The organism is Muricoccus pecuniae, assembly GCF_014199205.1.
Taxonomy (GTDB): domain Bacteria; phylum Pseudomonadota; class Alphaproteobacteria; order Acetobacterales; family Acetobacteraceae; genus Roseomonas; species Roseomonas pecuniae.
Window position 1 is genome coordinate 1 of record NZ_JACIJD010000006.1, and the last position, 18,670, is coordinate 18,670.

The window sequence follows — 18,670 nt, forward strand, 5'->3', positions numbered from 1 at the left end:
CGCCATGCGCTACGACCGATGCGCCCACACCTTCATGTCCGCCATCTGCCTCGCCGCTACCATCCTCTTCTGGATCAATGAGTCCTGACCCTAGAGGCGTGGATGGAGGCGAACGCCGGGGGTGGCCAGCAGGCCGCCTGAGAGAAACGGCGGAGCCCCTACAGCCCCGCCGCTCTGAACAACCGCTACTGTAGTGGAGATCAGATGAGTAACACGACACAGCCCGATTTTACACGGGCTTTCCTCGCCCGCTCCGCCGCGCCTAATACATCAATCTGCGTCCAGACCTTCGATGACGGGCCGGGCAAGAACCCCCGCCTCGCCCGCACACTTCACGGTTCGTTCGAGCAACTCCTGCCTGAGCTGGAGAGGCTGAACGCGCAGGGTGCAGGCATCTTCAAGCCGCTGAACAAGGTTCGCCACAACGCCCGACGGAAGGCTGAGAACGTGGAGCGTGTGGACGCCCTGGCCGCCGACAACGACGACCCTCTCCGCTGTGGTGCTGTAGAGGCAGAGATTGACCGGCACGGCTGCGTACCTTCTACCGTTGTAGAGACCAGCCCTGGCAAGCGCCATTACTACTGGTTTGTGAACGACTTCCCGCTTGACGCCTTCACGCCCGCGCAACGCGCCATCGCGGCGGCGCTCGGCACCGACCCCGCGGTGTGTGACCTCCCACGCGTCATGCGCCTGCCCGGCTTCATCCACCGCAAGGGCGCGCCGTTCCTCGTGCGCGAGGTGGCCGCGACGGGGCACCGCTACAGCTATGCCGAACTGCGCGCCGCCTATCCGCCCGGCGCCGGCAACCCTTCATTCGGTCCTGCTGATCGCGGCGGCGGCGGCGCGGGGCGTGGCGCACAGCGGAGCGCTGAGGCGAGCCCGCAGGCGGCGGAGTTCCGCGCGGCGCTGCACCGGTGCGGCGGGCTGTTCAGCCGCGCCATTCCGGCCGCCATCGCGGCGGCGAAGCAGGGCCAGCGGTACCTCATGCTCCGCGCCATCATCGCCCGACTGGCGGCCGCTGGGTGGGGCCCGGCCGACATGCGGGCGGGGGTTCTGCCCCATGCCATCGCGGCGTGGACGGACACGACGGCCGAGGATCTGGCCCGACAGGTGGATGAGTTGGCGGCGTGGGTCTTGCAGCGCGAGGCGGAGAAGACCGCCGGCTCAGTGACGGATCACGCCACCCGCCTCGGCGCCGCATTCGGTGCCGGCCAATGAACGCCGTCGCGTCCAAGGACCAGGTCCTCACATTCGACGGGTTGGAAATCGCCTTGCAGCCGAGCGATCCGGCCGTTGCCCGCTGCGAACCGCCAGACAGTCCCGACGCCAGCTACGCAGCCTTCATGTCCCGCGCCGGGGCTCTGTCGGCGTCACCTTCGAAGATTGCCGACGCGGACGCCCTGGTGACGGAGATTGTCCACTCTGCTGCACCCCTGCCTGTCCTGAAGCCCTTGGCCGCTGCCATCGCGAAGGCTACCGGCTTCGACGCAGCAGCGTACCTCAAGCAGATGCTCCAGGCGCGCGCCGCCCTAGCGCCGGCAGGTCAGGCGGCGGCGGGTGCTCGCCCCGCAAGCGGCCTTCAGAACCCTGACCCGCGCTCCACCCCCGACGCGCTCCACAAGGTGCTCGACGGCATGGCGCGTGTCCTCATGCGCCAGGTCGTGTTCGATCAGCGCGAGGCCGACGCTGCCGCCCTCTGGTGCGCTGGCACGTTCGGGTTTGAGGATGCACCGCTGTACCCTCGCCTCGCGATCACCAGCCCGACCAAGCGGTGCGGGAAGTCTACCCTTCTGGAGACCGTCGCTGCGCTCTCGTCCGTGCCCCTCCGGGTGGATAGTGCGTCACCGTCGAGCCTCTTCCGCGTGATCGAGAGCAAGCACCCGACTCTGCTGTGCGACGAGGTAGATGCGTGGCTCAGGCAGGACGAGGCGATGCGTGGCCTGCTGAACTCGGGCTTTGCGCGGAACGGGTCTGTGATGCGATCGTCCCCCACTCCTGACGGCAGGGGTTGGGTGGAAACTGAGTTTTCTACCTTCGCGCCTATGGCGCTGGCGGGTATCGGCGGGCTGCCGGACACCGTGCTGGACCGCTCCATCATTGTGCGGTTGCAGCGTGCGCCGGGACGCGGCGCCGGCAGAAAGCCGCTGCGCTTCCGCGAACTTGCAAAGCTGCGTGGGACCGTGGTGCCGCATCTTGTCGCCCACGCTCCCACCATACAAGCAGCGCTCGAGGTCGGCACCACAGCCATCCCCGCCGGTCTCCACGACCGAGCGCAGGATTGCTGGGAACCCCTCCTGGCTCTTGCCGATGCGGCCGGGAGCGACTGGCCCGCGCGGGCCCGCGCGGCGGCGCTGTTCATGTCCGGTGGGGCCGATGCCCCTTCGCAGCGGGAAACCTTGCTGGCGGACCTGCGGGAGATCGTGGGCCAGATACGGGGACCGGAGGCGCTGGCCATTCTCAAGTGGGGGCGAGCAGGGGGAACAGGGCCGCGCCCGATGGTCTCGCGGTACATCCCGTCTGACACTCTCGTGAAGGAGTTAGTTAAGATGGAGCACCGCCCCTGGCCTGAGTACGGTAAGGATGGCCGCGGCCTCTCGGCCGCCCGGCTGGCGGGGTTGCTCAAGGGTTTCGAGGTCGCGCCAGAGACTCACCGGGTAAGCGGGGTGGGCGTGGTGCGGGCTTATTCCATCCGGCGGTTGCAGGTCGTGTTCCGGCAATATCTGTGATCGGGGCACCCTCCCCCTTTCCAGGGTGCAACACTGCAACACCGTGCAAAAACACCAGACTTTACTGGGATTTTCGATGTTGCAGCTTGATCGTCGCGCTGCAGGACCGTGGAAGTGCCTGCAACACGAAAACGCCAGCAGATGCTAGATTTTTCGGCCCTTGTTGCAGTGTTGCACCCTGGACCTCCTAGGGAGGGGCCCTCAGGCGATTTCGTCGGCTTGCAGCAACACGCACGGTCCGTCCCGCCCTGAGATTGAGAGGTGCCCATGATGCGCGACGTCAGCGCATTCCAGCGTATCCTGCGCATGCTCCGGCTTATCCAGTCGGATCTACCGGGAGCGAGCGAAGTCGGAGCCCGCGACTTCCAGGCGATGCTCCCCAAGCTTGACATAGGGGAGTTCGCGGATGTGCTTCATGGGGGTGCCGCGTGCGGTCCCCCTGCACCTAAACCGAACCTGCCCGATACTCCATGGCGAGTGATCCCGCTGCGATCCGAGCAGGTGTCCGTGTACCGGCAGGTCCGCCGCCTGAATGGGCGAATGCTGAAGATCGTGGGGTCCGAGGATGCTCCGCAGCACTACGGCACCACAATGGATGGGTATCACTTACCATCCACCTCAGAACCTTGGCTTGAGCGTGATCTATCGCGCGCGGAGGCGCTTGCCGACGCTGCGGCGCGAGAGAGCTGGCCGCATCAACACACCGAGGAGGACGAGCCATGATCGATCAGGCGGTGCGCAACACGGCAAAGGACGTGAAGGCGGCGCGGGCTATGACGCAGGACGATGAGATTGCAGCACGCCTAGCCGAATTGCTGGACGATCCGCTGCCGCCGGACTGGCGCGACCCGCGGGTCACCGCCGCACGGCAAGCTCACCTCTATGCCGTCTCCTTTCTGGCCGGGGAGGCGGCGTTGGATGCCATGGCCCGCCACTTGGAGTGGCACGTGCTGGAGCAGCCCGCCGACCTTGCTGACCCCGTCCTGGAGCGTCTCTTCGCGGAGCTGGCGGCACTCGCGCGAGCAATGGGCAAGTACACCCATGAGACGCAGCGAGACGACGCTATGGGGATCGTCCATGAGGCAATGGAGCAGTCGGCGGGTGCCACTGTGGCGGCCTTCATCATCGGCATCATAAAAAGGCTACGTGCGGCGGCCTGAGGCATTCTCCTGCCGGGCGGAGCCGCCTGTCGTCTCCCGCCCGCTAGTCCGCTGCGGTCTCCACGTGCTGACCGTCCAGCGCCGCCCGAACGCTCACGACCCGCTCACCGCCAATGTGGATATTCACCGAGAACTGCGCGCCGGGGCTGGCGCCCTCGCCCGGCCCCTTCCCCGGGGCGTAGCCGCCCGCACCTGCCAGCCGGGCCCCTACCTCCACGCCCCGGAGCTGCTGGGCTGCCAGCTGCGCCACCGCGTTGCTGGACCCGGCGGCCTCCGCGGCCACCGCCAGCCGCTCAAGCCTCTCCGCGACCGCAAGCAGTCGCTCCGCCGAGGCGCCGGCCCCGAAAAGTGCGTTCACGCGGTCCATGGCTGAGGGGGCATCCGACGCGGCCGCTGCGGCGAGCTGCTGACGTTCCCCGCGCGGCGCGGCGCCCTTCCCGAGAATTTCGAGTTGATGTTTCGTTGGAGTAAGTATGTGGTTCACGCGGTGCCGGGCTACCGCCATCCGGCCGACGCCGAGGCGCGTTGCCACCGCCTGATCTGTCGCCCCCTCGGCCAACATCGCCGCGGCGGTGCGCTGGCTGTCACTGTTCCGGCAGATTGAGCATGGGCGGGACATCCGTGCAGAATATCCGAGTGCTCGTTGCCAAGGAAGAACGCACGCTGCCTGAGTACGAAATGCGGACGCCGTATCCGCGTTGCTCGGCCACCCGCTGCCCAGAATCGTGCCAACTGAACCAACCACTGTAGTGCAGTGAGGGAGGATGGGCCGGCCTGGTACCTCTGCACAGCGGTTTCGAGCAACTGGATGGCAGCTATGGGTTCCGGCCTGCCGTCCTGGATTGAGGCTCTGCGTGGAAGAGCCGGTTCCAACCAAGGCCGTGGGATAACGCGACGGCGATCCTGGGACTGGCTGAAACTAAGCGGGGTTGACAGCAGGTCAGTGAGATGGATGAGGGTGATCAGGCCCGGATGGCCTGAACCAATGCCCCGGTGCTCAGGATCGCGATCATCCGCTTACGTTGTGGACGAAGTGGGGACTCGGCTCGGACCTCGGCTCGAGCAAGATGCGGGTTTCGCAACCATTCGGCTTGGGGCAACGGGCGTGAGGTCGAGCACGCCGCATGAAGGGCGATCGACATGCCCTCGCTCGCGCTACATGTCCGCCTTAGCAAAGCACAATCCGGCCCAAACTGAAGGAACGAATACCGTACAGCATTGGCCCCGCGCGATGTTTCGGCTACTGCCGGAGTAGGGGTACTAGCAGAATTTGTGAGGTTGCGTGCAAGCGGGGGGACAGGCCAGACAGTACGCTGAAGCTTTAGCGGAGGATATCCGAACGGGTAACTGGCGCTACTTTGCACCTGATTTGTCTCCTGACCGATACGCGGAGCTTGTTAGGGTCGGGTCCGAGAAACCGGAGGGGGCGCTCGCGAAGCTGGATGTGCTGCTTGCGGAGACGCCGGCGCATAATACGGTCAATCTGCGTCTTCGGGCCGCCGCGCTGGTCCTGCGTGACCTAATCTCCCTCGGTTGGCATACGCGAGTAGAGGCAGGATACCTGTATGTCCGCCCTGGCGCGCCCGGCGTGGTGTCCAAGGAGAGTGCCCGCCGTCAGCTCGAATTTGGCCGGGACGATCAATTGTCCGAACCGGCGACGCGGAAGTTCATCATCTCCCTGGAGCGCCCCGGTCGTACCTCCGGGGCGCGGCCGGTGACCGACCTCATCGCGGACGGCCGTCAACTGGCCGCCGATCTTCGGTCCGCCGCGCGCCTCCAGGGCGCCGCACGAGATCAGGCATTGGCCCAGGTGTGCCAGCCCTACCTTCAACTGGTGACGGCGGACGCCCGGGACGAGCATACCCGACTGCGCCTGATGGATATCTGGCGCTACTTCCGGCACACCTGGGCGAGCCGGTACCGCAGTTCTCCCGGCCGCAACCTGTTCTATCTCATCCGTGACGCCGCGCGGCCTCACCACCCCGTCATCGGCATCACCGCGCTCGGCAATGCCGTAATGCAACTCGGGCCGCGGGACGACCAACTGGGATGGACCCTCGACGGTCTGAAGAAGGCGTTGTCGCCGTCCGGCGACTCTCCTGCAGTAGACCGGATCAGCGACGAGGAAGTTCTGGACGCGCTGCGGGCACGCGTACGCGAGGATTACGGCGAGGTATTCATCGCTGACCTTCCCGTGCCGGCGGAACTGCCGGAAAGCGTGCCGGAAGCTTTGCTCGACCGTCTCGCCCGCATCGAGCAGCAGGCGGTCGGCGACCGCGCGGAACGGCTGCGCGACATCGACGAGGACGAGACCCTCACCGGCCGGGTCCATGACGTGGAGGAGGCGGATCTCGAGACGCTCGCCCGCTCGCCGCTGTTCGTCGCTAAGCGCGCCCGGCTCGTGCGCACGTTGCTGCGCATGCACGACATCCTGACGCAGGCACGCTCGACGGCCGAGCTTGCGGAGACGACGGACGGTACCTGGACGCTCAACCATGCCTTGCGCCAACTGAAAAAGCGCTTCTCCGCGACCGGCATGATGGAGATTACCGTTTGCGGGGCGGTGCCACCATACAACCATATCCTAGGCGGCAAGCTGGCCTGCCTGATGATGCTCGATCCGCAGGTGCGGCGTGACTATGAGGAGCGCTACCGCGACGCCTACAGCATCATCGCGAGCCAGATGGCAGGCCGGCCAGTCACGAAGCCACCGATGCTGGCGTTTCTCGGCACGACAAGTCTCTATCCCGGCCACTCATCACAATACAACCGGGTCAAGCTGCCGGCCGGTACCTGCGACGGCCAGTCGACGGCGGTCGGATACGAGGAACTCGGCGTCTCCGAAGGGTACGGGTCGCCGAACCTGAGCGGCGCGACAGAGGCGGCGCTGGAAGCGCTGGCTGCGGCTATCCGGGAGTACCGCAACGTCAACTTTGTCTTCGGCGAAGGGCAAAGTCCCAAACTACGGCAGTTGCGAGAAGGCTTCGCCGCGCTAGGCCTGAACCGCTCCAACATTCTCAATCACGGCACTCAGCGGATCGTCTACGGCATCCGCCTGGCTCGGAACACGACGCGCGTGCTGCTCGGCATCGATCGTGCCGCTCAGTTCCACGTCCCGGACGAACCTGCCGCGGCGGCGCGCATTGCGGACTACTGGCGTCGCCGGTGGCTTTCCAGCCGTCTCTCGCACGCGCCAGCGCTGGCGGCGGTCGGCGCGTCCTCGCCCATGAGAGAGCGGGTGTCGCGCCTTATTCCCGAACGGATCGACCCGGCGATGCCGGACCTGCTGCAACTGGTACACCAGGAGAAAGGCTCGATGACGCCCGCCGCGGAAGACGAGAAGCTTGCCTTTGTGCGACAGTTGTACCGCGACGAGAGTGCGTACAGCGATCATGTTACGATCAGGCGCCTCCGGGAACTCAATATTCGCACCAAGCTTGATGACGTGGTGCGGCGAATCATCAAGGCGGGCGGGTCCGTCGTCATCACCGGCAACGCCGGTGACGGCAAGACGCACACCATCCGCCTTCTCTATAGCGATCTTAAGGCAGCCAATGCCCACACGATCAGCGATGCCAGCGCAGTCACCTATGACGAGATCATCGCCCGATGGAGCGAGGCCCGCGAGGCGAAGGCCCCATTCTGCATTGCGATCAATGAAGGGCCGCTGATCGAACTGATCCGGCAGCACTCTGGCAACGCGCCATGGCTGGCCGACGTCCAGGAGCAGTTGCTCGGGCTGGTCACCTACGTCCCCGTCGACGAGACCACGGATGAACGCTTCACCCCTCAGCCGGGCGCGACGGTCGTCATCGACCTGAGCTTGCGGCGGACGCTAGCGCCCGACCTGGTCGGACAGATCATCGACAAGCTCACCGATGACGTCTGGTACGAGAACTGCGCCAGTTGCCCGCATGTGGCCGCCTGCCCAGTCCATGTGAACCGTACCATGCTGCGCCACGAGCGCGTGAAGGCGCGAACCGTGACGCTGCTGGAGCGGGTCGGCGAGCGCGGCTTGCGCGCCACCTTCCGCGAGGTGCTTGGCTTCGTCTCCTATATGATCTTTGGCGGTCGCAAATGCGCCGACCTGATGGCGGAGCCGCCATCCGAGGTGACCCGCTACTCCTGGCTGGCTTTCGAGGGGCAGGGCGCCATCTTCGAGCAGATCGAGGCGGGTCTCGATCCGGTGCGCCAGACCGAGCCGCGGGTAGATGAGGATCTCTGGCGCGGCAACTATGAGCCGCAAGCGTTCGCGGGACATGAATTGTCGCCTGTGCTGCAGCGCGACCTCGATTCCGTCCGGCGTGTCGATGAGGCGGAGGCGACGGATGCCTTCATTTCCCTGAAGCGACGGTGGTACTTCGAGCATCCGGTGGGACGGCTCCGGCATGCTACGCGTGCGGACCAGGCGTTCGCCGATCTGCAGAACCCTACTCTCAGCACCCAGCTACGGGCCGGCAGGCTGATCGCCCTGATCAATGGCTGGTGGAACAAGGCGGACCGGAACCAGCATGACCTCCTGCGTCTTTGGACGCGCCTGGCCTACTCGCCCCGGGCGCAGGGCCGCGCCATGGTGTCCGGACGCACGGTCTCGAACCTGCGGCTCCATTTGTTCAAGCCCCGGCTGGCGCCGGCCCTGCGGGCGGCGTTCGGCAACCAGGTGGCGGACCATCTGCTGCTGGCGCCTCCGGACCATGTGCGCTTCGCCAATCTGCGAGTGGACCGGCGGTTGCTGCTCCACCTCATGTCGGCGGAGTCCGGAGAGTCCTCGGATGATCTTGGACGCCGCCTTGGGCGCTTTAACGACGCGCTGGCCCAGCATGCCGAGGCCGGATCCTTTGTACGGACCATCGAGATGCTCGACCCGACATCCGACCTGCAGGTGCGCGTCCGGGTGGATCTGGCCCAGCGCCGCTACGACAGCGCCGAGTAGGAGCGACGCCATGGAAGCCTTTCTTCACGAGGTTATCGGCAAGGAACTTCGGCGCCGGCATGGCATCGGAATGATGGAGGGCAAGCTCCGGCCGGTTCACGTCGCCAATGCGCTGATGCGCACGGAGCACGGCACGACCGGGCGGATGTTAGACATCGAGAGGCTGATGACCGCAACGGCGTCGAGCCAGTCGTCGGAGACCCGCCTCACCGCGACGAAAGCCATGCTCGACGCCAGCCGCGACCGGTGGGGCCGCCTGGGTGAGGAGCGGGACCTCCGCTGCTCAGCCCTGGTAACGCGCGTGCTTCCGCTATTGCGCACGATCCTCGCCTCAGATGGCGCGGCCTTCGGCAAGTCCCCGGAGCATTCTTCCTTCTCGTCGCCGACGGCCCTCACGGTCACCGTCGACCCGTCGGACGACCATGCAGGGGACTTTGTGCATCGCCTCTGGTCCGGCTGGGGCGACACGGAGCGCCTCGCGCTGCTCGATCTCGTGAAGGAGGCGAGCGCCGGGGATCGCGATCTGTCTATCGTCGATGACCTGACTGCGGTGCTGGCGCCGCTCTCGGATGATCTGAAGCCCTGGCGCAAGCGTGAATGGATTTACGCGGACCTCACGCCTGGTCGTCCGTCGCCGGTCGCGGCCGGTCTTCGTGCCGCCGCCGCCGATCTGGGCACGTACGAGCGGCAGGCACGCCCGAACCCGATCGCGACGCTTCAGCGTATCGTCACGCTTGCCTCCATGAGCATCTTCTTACACGCCGCGTCCAGGGCGGCCGAGTGGACCGGCTCGCCGCGGCGGCTTCTTCTTCTCGACGCCAGCGGATCCAAGGCGCTGCCGGTCGCCGCCGCTAGCGAAACACTGGTGACGCGCCTGATGGACGACAGCCGCGCCTATATGGCGGCCGTGCTGGCCGATCTGCTGGCCGGGGTGCAGCCCGGATGGGCCGAGGATCCGGCGGCAGCCGTCGCAGAACTGGCAAATACGCATGGCGGCAAGAAGAACACTTATGATGCTAAGCTCCTTGCCGAAGTGATGGACGAGATCAAGGATGTGGGCGGCAGCATGGGCACCGACCTGCCGAAGGAACTGGTGGAACGGGTAGATGGTAGCGGAGGCCGCAGCCTCGACGGCTTCCTGCGTCTGTTCGGTGTCCGCTGCGGCCTGCTCTACCCTCAGCAGAAGAACCCGAACAAGCGACTGGTTCCGGCGGACCGGACGCTGGAGGTACTGACGGTGAGCACGTTCGATGCCACCGGGCGGCAGCTCGAGTACCGCGATTTCCTGGACGCGCTGTACGAACGGTGGGGCATCATCGCGGGCGGCCGTCCGGAGGATGGCGCGCTACTGGCGGCCGCGGGTGTGGAAGTCGATAGCGCTAGCCTCGCGCTGAACAGTGAGCGGCTCCTCTCCCGGCTGGAGTCGCTGGGCATGGCCCGTCGGCTGGCGGACAGCGTGGCGGTCGTTGGGGTGATGGAAGGTGGACAGGGGCATGGCTGAATCTGTCACAGTCGCGAGTCGTATCAGCGTACTGCTAGTCGAGGAACTGCTCGGTGCCGCTGAGCGAGGCGAGTTCGGCGTGGTCGTGCGCGACGTAAAGCCGCTTGATTATGGCGTCCTCGCCGCTGCGGCGGGGCGGGTCTCATCGCGGCGCGGCGTGGAACTGAGGCTCTCTCTCGTCAATCAAGCTGCGCCGGTGGCTGCGGCCAGGGCGGCGAACCCGAGCCTAGCGGCGTTCCTCTCGGAGCGGGAGGAAGATGCGGTGCGATGGCGGAATGACCGTTTGCGCACCATCGCCGTGATCTCAGAGCACCCGCTTTCCAAAGCCGCATCGTTGCGCGATTTCCGGACCGCCGGCGAGGCGGACCTAGTGCGGCGCCTCTGCGGCCGCGAGGCGGGTGGGGCCGAGGTGATCTGGCTTCAGACGCTGTGGAACGTGCTGGGCCGAAATCCCCGCTTGCGCATCTCGCTGAAAGACATGGTGCAGTTTGCCGACGAACTGGCCGACATTCTGCCGACAGACCGGTCGGTGATGGCGCCCGGCCGACTGCATCTGCTTGGTCTCCTTCCGGACTCCCGCCTCGCCGACGAGAAGGGAGAGAAAAGCGTTCTGCGCAAACTGCTGGTGAACCGGGAGTTCGCGGACCAGCTCCGGCGGGCGACCAACGAGGACTGGACGCGGCTGCGTGACTATATCCGCAAGTTGCAGGGACCTGAGCGCCTTTCCGCGAACCGGGTGCTTCGAGACCTGCGCCAGGCCGCCCTAACCTCGGACTTCTCAAACCTCGATCTCGAGACCGCTAGCCTGCTCTGGCGGGCCAAGATCCAGCCGGGGGTGCGCCCCGAGCCAGGCGGCCTGCCGCGTGTAGAGGTCGAGCGTGCTGTCAGCCGCCTGTTGATGGAAGGTAACGACACCGATCTGTCGGATGTCGCCGAGGAGATTTCCCAGATTGCCGCCGCGGCGCTGGAAGGCGACGTACGGGTCGCCGACCAGGATGTGAAGCGGACGGGCTCCACGGCGAGCATCAGCGTGGTGGAGACCAACCGCGACCTACTGAACCTGGTACGGTCCCGATCCACCGCGCAGGACTGGGGCGGCCTCATCGAAGTGGAAAGCGACAAGCCCGAGGCGCTGCTTGAGATCTCGGCGTTTAAGAACTGGAAGCCGTTCCAGATCGAGCCGGTGCTGGAGAGGCTCCGCGCCTTTGCCGCGGAAGAGGTAGTGCCGTCTGGGTTGGTCGGAGAGGTGGAGCGCCTGCGGGATCTACGCGCGCTGTTTTTGCCGTTTGCCGCGGAATTGGCGATCTCGCCGATTTCCTTCCTGGCCGGCAAGCCCGAGTTGCAACAGGCGCTGGAGGAGTATCTGGCCACCTATGAGGAACTGCTGCGCCTGACGTCGGCCTGCTACGCGGATATGATCGCCGCCGCCGACTACGAAGCCGAGTCCGTGCTGAGCGGCCTTCTCGCGCTCGAACTCTACGTCTACCGCCGCGGCGAAGTGGTGGAGGCGGTCATGTCCCCGCTTCACCCCCTCTACCTGTGGCGCAGCGTCACCATCGTCCGGGATATCCGGGGTCTTGCCCGCACCCTCTCCACCCGGGAGATGCAGACGGTCGAAGAGGCATGCGCCGACGAGATCCAATTGCTGCAGATCCTGGTCCTTCCGCAACAGACGACCGGGCTTGCCCAGTCGGCGATGCTGGGCCAGGCGGGCACGATCGGCCGCCTCCCTATCTTCCGGGCCACTCCCCGCGGCCTGCTCGAGACGGACGGTCTGCGCACGATCAGTGACGTGGCCAGCCGGCTCGCTCAGCTCCGGCCCTATGCCCGGTCCGGGCTGCAGGTGGTGCTGATCGATCCGCCGCGGCCGAGCAAGTGCGTGGAGGCGCTGCTTGGCGGCCTGGAATCCGAGCAGGATATTGGCGGGACCGGCTACTCGGGACTGCATATTCGGATCCGCTATACGCATGCGGACACGCGCGGCTGGGCTAACGACCTGCTCGATCTCGACGAGACGGTCCGCGAGCAACTGCGCCGGGGCGAGGAGCGCGGTCTGGTCTCGCTCAGCGTCACCCCCGAGCTTATGGCCCCGGAGGATCTCAAGCAGGAGCTTGGCCAAGAGCCCGCGCACCTGGCGGTCATCTTCGACCCCTTCGAGGTACGCAGCACGCCCGTCGCCCGCGCCGGGGTCCACGATCTCAGCCCTTGGATGCCCACCTGCGAGTACCGGTTTAACCGGATTCGCAAGGAGATCCAGATCGTCCCGGTGGCTGAGGAGCACGTCTTCGGCGGCTACCTCGCGGCGGCCGCGCTGCTACATACGGCGCTTCAGCGCAAGACGCCTGCCTATATCCCGCAGGTACGGGAGGTGAAGGAGATTCTGGACGCGATCGCATCGCAGGCGACCTGGACCGTGCTGGCCGATCCCCACCGCGTGCCGCTCCCCCGGTTGGGATCGGCGGAGGTCATCGACCGCCGCATCGACCGCGGCCGTCAGCTGACGACCTTTGCCCATGACCTTTCGCCGTTCGTCACCCGCCTCGACGAGCAACTCAGGCGCACCCATTTCCTCGCCAGCGCGGATACGCTGGAGCGGCTCGCCCGCGATCTCGTGGCGATGGAGCCGAATGGCATCCTCGGCCTGGCGAGTTCGCACCACGACAGGCAGGTGAAGGGCTCTCTGGGTAAGCTTATCGCGATGCGGTGGTACCGTCTTCAGCAGCCCAGCGGCCTCTCCGTCAGCCTCGACACGCCGACTGCCGCCCGCTGGCTAGTGGCAGGGCACCATTCGAAGGAGAAAGCCGACCTGCTCGGGTTGCGTGAGGAGGGCGGCGGCCTCGGGATCGACGTGATTGAGGTGAAGGCGCATGACGAGGCGGTCCCGTACTCGGTCGATGACGGGGTGATTGCCGGGCGCGCGGTTGGTCAGGTCCTGGCCACTCTGCAGGCGCTCGCCGAGGTCTTCAGCTCGGAAGCCTCCTCTCCACTGGCGCATCCCCGCCGAGAGGTGCTGCGCGAGCATCTGTATACGGCGCTCCTGAGGGATCAAGAATCCGGGTTCGTCGAGCGCTGGCACGCTTTGCTGGACGACGCGTTCGCCGGACGGATCCCGGTGCGCCTCGGCGGGCGGATCGTGCATGTCCAGCTTGCATCGGTAGCCGAGACGGTCAGCCGGACCTTCGTGACAGTCGCTGGCGTGCCGATCAAGGTGGAGACGCTTTCCGCCGCCGATGTCGGGTTGGTCCTACGCCCCACGCGCGAGGAGGCGCAGGACGCCGGAATTCCGCCGGCGGTCGCCAAGGCGCGCAGCGTGCTAGGCGAGCCGCTGAGCGCTCTCGACATGCTGCGGCGGGTCACGACAGCGCCGTCCGGCACCGGCGCGGACGTCCCGCCGGAGCAGAGCGGTAGCGCTGACGGAGAACGGCGTCTCGAGGAGGACCAGGGCGGTTCACCCGTGCCCGAGAAGGTTCCCTCCCCGCCGAGCCTACCAAAGGTGCCCGGCGTCATGGGTACAGCCGGCGCGGAGGCGAGCGCGGGACTGCTGACTGTGCAACTCGGCGCGGAACATGTCGGCTCACGTTCGGTTGTCTGGTCGCCGGGCCGTCAGTCGAACGGCTTTCTGCTGGTGCTGGGCGCCTCAGGCTCCGGCAAGACCGAAACGCTGAAGGTGTTGGGATCATCCATCCACCAGTTCGGCGTGCCAGTTCTGACGTTCGACTTTCATGGCGACGTGAAGTTTCCAGGGACGGAATCGATTCTGCTATCCAGTGGATCGCTTAGCACCATGGGCCTGAACCCGATGGAGATCGATGCCCAGAGCGCTGAGGAAAGCGGCCTGTACGATCAGCGGGCGTCGCTCCGCGCGCTGATACAGCGAGCGGTGCCGTCACTCGGGCATCGCCAGTCCGCCATTCTGCGGGAAGCGTTCGAGGAGGCGTATGCCCGCGCAGGCATCCTGGATAACGAAACTCAGACCTGGACGCGGCCGGTGCCCACCTTCGGCGTGGTGCAGGAGATTCTCAGGGAGTGGAGCGAGGATGACGCCCGCCGGAATCAGCGCGCATCCATCGAGGGGTGCCTGGCGGCCGTCCAGCAACTGTTCGATCATCCCATCTTTCAGCGGACCAGCCATGTATCCGTCGACGACTTCCTGTCGAAGTCTATGCGGCTGGACCTGAGCAAGCTGCCAGACGATATCCGGTTCGTTGCGACGGAGACGTTGCTGCGGAAACTCTTCCGTGTCCTACGCTTGCGGGGCCCTATTCCCGTCCAGCCGGCCGACGACCGACAGCGCTTCCGGCTGTTCGTCATCATCGACGAGGCGAAGATTCTGAGCCTTGGTGGTGGTGACCGGGACCGGTCGGACAACATCCTGAACGAACTTATCACAGAAGCCCGAAAGTTCGGCCTGGGAATGGTGCTTGCATCACAGATGAGCGACCACTTCAGTGAGGAGGTCCGTGCGAATGCGGCTACGTGGCTCGTCCTGAAACCGATGGACATGAAGGAGGCGAAGCGGAATGCGCCAAATGTGTCAGTAGACCCGCAAGATCTTTTGCAACTAGCCGGACGAGGTGACGGCTACTATCGTGACAGGCCGTCGAGCAGGGCGCGGCGGGTGCGGGTCACGTCATTGTTATCTCTTGAGCGATCTGGAGACGAGGAGCATTGTTCCAATACCTGAAAGGAAACGGGCGTGGCTGAAGTGTATAGTGAGGTTGCGGAATATATTCCCTAGCGAAGTGACTCCGTTTACACTGCATCCAACACCTGGAGGGAGACAGACATGACTTACGTCCTCGAGGCTAATTCAAGTTTTAAAAATGATACTGATCTAGAATTTACGGACATCTCGACAGAGAGGTGGCGCGAGTACAGGTTCGCGGGCGGTGACGTGATCCGCATTGAGCAGCCTCTAAAGCTGAATGTAAGCGCAAGCCACGGCCACCGCATATTCGATGCGCACGGACTTTCGCACTATATTCCGTGGGGTTGGATCCACCTAGTCTGGGAAACTAAAGAGGGTGCGCCAAACTTTGTTCGCTGACGTTCCACGACTACCAAGATAGGTAGTCGAGAAACAGCATTTACGTCGTTGGCGCGAAGTTGAATGACGTCAAAGTGTCGAACCGCGGTGGCTTTGGTTCCGATATGGCCTCCTGAAGATGCGGATACGCGGTGACGTGTCCACTGACAGGCTTGCCGGCGGGTAGGGGATAATTCCTTAGCCGCGTCAGCGGCCTCACCGCTAAATTGTCGAGTGTGCGGCAATACCCACCGCACATTCCCAGCACCGTGTCCAACGCCGTTGTCGGTCGAATCGCCGTCGTAGTTTGATCGTTAGTGGTGAATACGTTCAGCCCGCCGGCTTCCACGTACAGCACGCACACCGTGAGTTTCGCATCCGAGCTTAAAAGCGGCACGGCCAGGTAGGAGAGCACCTGATCAACCTCCCCGCTTGTATCGCTTACCGCGGCACGATCCTCTTTGTATCTAAGCCACCACTCCTTTTCATCCTTAAGGTGCCGCGTCCGGATGATGACGCGTTCCGAAAACGCCTTGCCGATGATACCCTCGGTCGAATTGAAGAGACGTCCGGCCTTGGAATGATCGAACTCGGCGCCCGCATAGCTGCAGACCTGCTGCAGATAAGCTTCGTGGTCCCTTGTCATGACGCGATGTAGGGTCACACGGGTCGCCTTTGACCCGCAGCCGACCGTATCTGTCAGATAGCCTGCAACCGCAGCCACGAACGGCAGGGCACATAGCTGTGAGACCGTAGGCACCGGCTCAGGATGCTCGTACTGCGCTGGACCAGCCATTAGGCTACCGTTGAAATGTGAGGAAAGGCGCCGAGCGGCCAGCGTCGTTCCGCAATTTGCCCCGCATTAGCTTTCATGTCGTCGAGCCTAGCTGAAACAATGTCCGGATCACTAAATAGCCTTTTAACTGCCTGGAGCGTATCGGCTCCGTACCGCTTCACCACCTTGTCGTCCCGCACTGCGTATTCCCGTACGGCGTCGTCCAGTTCACCTAGGGAAAGAACGAAACCGCCACATTGGTACAGGAGGTAGAGCAGAGTTCGGTTTAATACTGAACTATGTGGATCAAACAGATCCCTGAGCGATGTATTTGTCCCGTCCCTTCCGCTTGCGTGCAGAATGACGATCGTGTCCTTGCGTAGGCGCTGAAGCAAATTCTGACGAGCCGCGCGCATGAGTTCCTGGCTGGCGGGTGAAAGTTTGCATTGCATGATGTCGTAGACGTTTTGGGCACTACGGCCAAAATCTTCGCCAAGGTGCCCCCTCAGTTCGTCCTCGAAAATCTCCAGCTCGTGACCGAAAAGCTCGTAAAGGATGGTGTCCTGACGGAAACGTTCAACTGTCAAGCGGCAGAGATCAACGAGCGCACCGTCTCCGAAGCCGGAGACCAGATATGTCGCTCTACTACCACTGAGTTGCGGCTGGCCTAATCGGTCATTACGCCAATAAGAGTTGGATCCTTCAGCCTCCTGCGCTCCCTTTTCAAGTCCAAACCCTGTAGCAAGTATAACTACGTCGAAACCGCAACGGTCACCGTGAGGCTCACCCGATTGAATGTATGCCCCGCGCCTGCAGCCTTTGCGGCCCATCCACTCGATGGTTCGGTCGGCAGCCCCGATTCTAAGGTGGTTCATCCCCAAGTAAAGGGCGAGCCGTCCCTCGCCATACTGATGCGCGTAGTTGCCAAAGCCCTCCAAGACCTCGCGCGACACGTCGGACGCTCGTCCCTCTGTCCAATTTAGTACAGGCAGGCCTGCATCTGGTGCCCTGCTACCTTGTTTCGGCCAGCGATAGATGTGGGGATGCAACCACCTCGTATCCGATCCCTGCTGCAGAGGACAGAGGTCCCACCGCTCCTCGAATTGCGTAACCACGAACGCACTAGAGCGCGCCAAGAGGCACGCGGTGAGGGTCAAGCCAGCGATTCCACCACCGACCACCGCAATTCTAATCGGATCAGCGTCCTGCTTTTCGGCTTCTAGTACGCGCCAGAGCGCCCAAGCGAGGTTGTGCGCCCGGACCTGCTGATCGAACACGGTGAGGCCGCGAGAAAGGCTCCCAAGCAGGTATATGCCCTCAACGATACGATAGTCGCGCAAGGTGTTCTCTGCGCTAACCATTGTCGCGAGGGAATGTCGATTGATGGCCATAGAGCATCCTAAACGGTACGCATCAGCCTGACGGCACTCTGTTCATCTTCCAAGCACCGGCGGCGTTCGCGTCCTCATCTCGACGTTCTTTTCCCGTCTCGATGGTCGAGGTGACTGTGCAGGAGCGGGGCATACGTGCAGGCTATCGGAATGCTCGTTTACGGGGAAGCACGCTCGTTATCTCGGCACGGAACGTAGGCCGCGCCTCGGCGTCAACTGAGAACGTCGCCCGCCAGCCCCGTGTCATCTGAACCACCACTATAGTAGGGGGATTGAGGACGGACCGTCCGGTGAAGCCGGTACTTCGGGAAGCCGCGTGGCGCCGCAAGTTGAAGTCCTCCTTGGATGACACTGGACCGTCAACGCCGGCGGACGAGGCTGACCGGATAACCATTCTGCCCTTGGCGGCGGGCGCGCCGTCCACCCAGGCCGATCCGTCCAACCCGCCCGTCGAGGTCCATTGAACCCGCGACGGCACCACTCGTGTCATCGTGCGCTCTCCACCCGACCGAGCCTGCCCGGAGGCGCACGAAACGTCAGGACTGAGTTCCCGTCTGAGCGCCTTGCCTTCGCCGGGTGGCGGGGTGCCCCCGGGGTGTCCAGATCCTGGGGGTGGGGTGACCCTGGCCTGATCTGACCGTGACGCGATCATAGGTTGGTCCTGCTCATGGGAACTGCTATGTCGATCGTCATCCCCCTGCCCTCGCGCGTGCCGAGTCACGCCGCCGTCGCTACGCTGAACGAGCCTGGGCCCGGAGCCGCTACCCCCACGCTAGACGAAATGGTGACGCAAGGGCCCGCCCTTGCTGCCGGGGCGGTTGCAGCCTGCGCGGCGGCGCTGACCACCTTGCAGGACGCGGAGCGGGTCCGGGCCGGCGCTATGGAGTCGGACGCCATCGAGACTGTCGGGGCGGCCAGACGGGCCACCGACGCGAGGCTAGGACAAGGTGTGGGCGATGCGCAGGCCCGGCACCTCCGCGCCACGATCGTCCGGGAGTTGCGCGTAGCGGAGGCGATCAGCTGTGGCCATGTTGCGGATGAGGCTGCACCGAATCAGACGGCTGCGTCACTGAAGTGCTGGAAGCAAGGCGGCCTTCGGGTCGCCCTTCGTCGTTCCAGGGCGCCGGGCCGCCGCACGGGAAGCGGCATCCACCCGGG

The 18,670-nt window shown here is 64.7% G+C and carries 10 protein-coding genes; 7 read left to right on the forward strand and 3 right to left on the reverse strand.

Translation table 11 applies throughout. The features are described from left to right. The first annotated feature begins 204 nt into the window (after positions 1 to 204). From FHS87_RS07705 to FHS87_RS07720, 4 genes are all read left to right on the forward strand, one after another. Positions 205 to 1,218, forward strand: coding sequence for a DNA-primase RepB domain-containing protein (locus FHS87_RS07705; protein ID WP_184515875.1), 1,014 nt, complete (start codon positions 205 to 207; stop codon positions 1,216 to 1,218). Then, positions 1,215 to 2,726, forward strand: a complete 1,512-nt coding sequence (locus FHS87_RS07710; RefSeq protein WP_184515878.1) for a DUF3631 domain-containing protein — start codon at positions 1,215 to 1,217, stop codon at positions 2,724 to 2,726. Before FHS87_RS07705 ends, FHS87_RS07710 begins: the two co-directional genes overlap by 4 nt. A gap of 267 nt (positions 2,727 to 2,993) precedes the next feature. Further along, positions 2,994 to 3,449 (forward strand): hypothetical protein, encoded by a 456-nt coding sequence (locus FHS87_RS07715; RefSeq protein WP_184515881.1) that lies wholly within the window; start codon positions 2,994 to 2,996, stop codon positions 3,447 to 3,449. Beyond that, positions 3,446 to 3,886 carry a hypothetical protein gene (locus FHS87_RS07720; protein WP_184515884.1) on the forward strand — a complete coding sequence of 147 codons (441 nt, stop codon included), beginning with the start codon at positions 3,446 to 3,448 and terminating at the stop codon, positions 3,884 to 3,886. The genes FHS87_RS07715 and FHS87_RS07720 overlap by 4 nt, the downstream gene beginning before the upstream one ends. Before the next feature lie 43 nt (positions 3,887 to 3,929). On the opposite strand, the gene FHS87_RS07725 is transcribed toward FHS87_RS07720, so the two are convergent. Beyond that, positions 3,930 to 4,253, reverse strand: coding sequence for a hypothetical protein (locus FHS87_RS07725; RefSeq protein WP_184515887.1), 324 nt, complete (start codon positions 4,251 to 4,253; stop codon positions 3,930 to 3,932). Positions 4,254 to 5,330: 1,077 nt separating this feature from the next. On the opposite strand from FHS87_RS07725, the gene FHS87_RS07730 reads away from it, so the two are divergent. The 3 genes from FHS87_RS07730 to FHS87_RS07740 are packed head-to-tail and all read left to right on the forward strand — an operon-like array spanning position 5,331 to position 15,004. Beyond that, entirely contained in the window at positions 5,331 to 8,819 is a 3,489-nt protein-coding gene (locus FHS87_RS07730) for a Druantia anti-phage system protein DruA (protein WP_184515890.1), read from the forward strand. A 10-nt stretch (positions 8,820 to 8,829) separates the two neighbouring features. Further along, on the forward strand, positions 8,830 to 10,320 hold the full coding sequence (locus FHS87_RS07735; protein WP_184515893.1) for a hypothetical protein: 1,491 nt from the start codon (positions 8,830 to 8,832) through the stop codon (positions 10,318 to 10,320). Continuing rightward, positions 10,313 to 15,004 carry an ATP-binding protein gene (locus FHS87_RS07740; RefSeq protein ID WP_184515896.1) on the forward strand — a complete coding sequence of 1,564 codons (4,692 nt, stop codon included), beginning with the start codon at positions 10,313 to 10,315 and terminating at the stop codon, positions 15,002 to 15,004. Before FHS87_RS07735 ends, FHS87_RS07740 begins: the two co-directional genes overlap by 8 nt. Positions 15,005 to 15,407: 403 nt before the next feature. Here the strand turns inward: FHS87_RS07740 and FHS87_RS07745 are convergent, their stop codons facing one another. Together FHS87_RS07745 and FHS87_RS07750 are read right to left on the reverse strand one after the other, a co-directional pair. Continuing rightward, positions 15,408 to 16,142 (reverse strand): hypothetical protein, encoded by a 735-nt coding sequence (locus tag FHS87_RS07745; protein ID WP_184515899.1) that lies wholly within the window; start codon positions 16,140 to 16,142, stop codon positions 15,408 to 15,410. Beyond that, entirely contained in the window at positions 16,142 to 17,512 is a 1,371-nt protein-coding gene (locus FHS87_RS07750) for a hypothetical protein (RefSeq protein WP_184515901.1), read from the reverse strand. Before FHS87_RS07750 ends, FHS87_RS07745 begins: the two co-directional genes overlap by 1 nt. Positions 17,513 to 18,670 lie beyond the last annotated feature (1,158 nt).

Bases quoted from the DNA above. Each gene is read 5' to 3' on its own strand.
- FHS87_RS07720 (WP_184515884.1), top strand. From the start codon at position 3,446: ATGATCGATCAGGCGGTGCGCAACACGGCAAAGGACGTGAAGGCGGCG.
- FHS87_RS07710 (WP_184515878.1), top strand. From the start codon at position 1,215: ATGAACGCCGTCGCGTCCAAGGACCAGGTCCTCACATTCGACGGGTTG.
- FHS87_RS07740 (WP_184515896.1), top strand. From the start codon at position 10,313: ATGGCTGAATCTGTCACAGTCGCGAGTCGTATCAGCGTACTGCTAGTC.
- FHS87_RS07745 (WP_184515899.1), bottom strand. From the start codon at position 16,142: ATGGCTGGTCCAGCGCAGTACGAGCATCCTGAGCCGGTGCCTACGGTC.
- FHS87_RS07750 (WP_184515901.1), bottom strand. From the start codon at position 17,512: ATGGCCATCAATCGACATTCCCTCGCGACAATGGTTAGCGCAGAGAAC.
- FHS87_RS07705 (WP_184515875.1), top strand. From the start codon at position 205: ATGAGTAACACGACACAGCCCGATTTTACACGGGCTTTCCTCGCCCGC.
- FHS87_RS07735 (WP_184515893.1), top strand. From the start codon at position 8,830: ATGGAAGCCTTTCTTCACGAGGTTATCGGCAAGGAACTTCGGCGCCGG.
- FHS87_RS07715 (WP_184515881.1), top strand. From the start codon at position 2,994: ATGATGCGCGACGTCAGCGCATTCCAGCGTATCCTGCGCATGCTCCGG.
- FHS87_RS07725 (WP_184515887.1), bottom strand. From the start codon at position 4,253: ATGGACCGCGTGAACGCACTTTTCGGGGCCGGCGCCTCGGCGGAGCGA.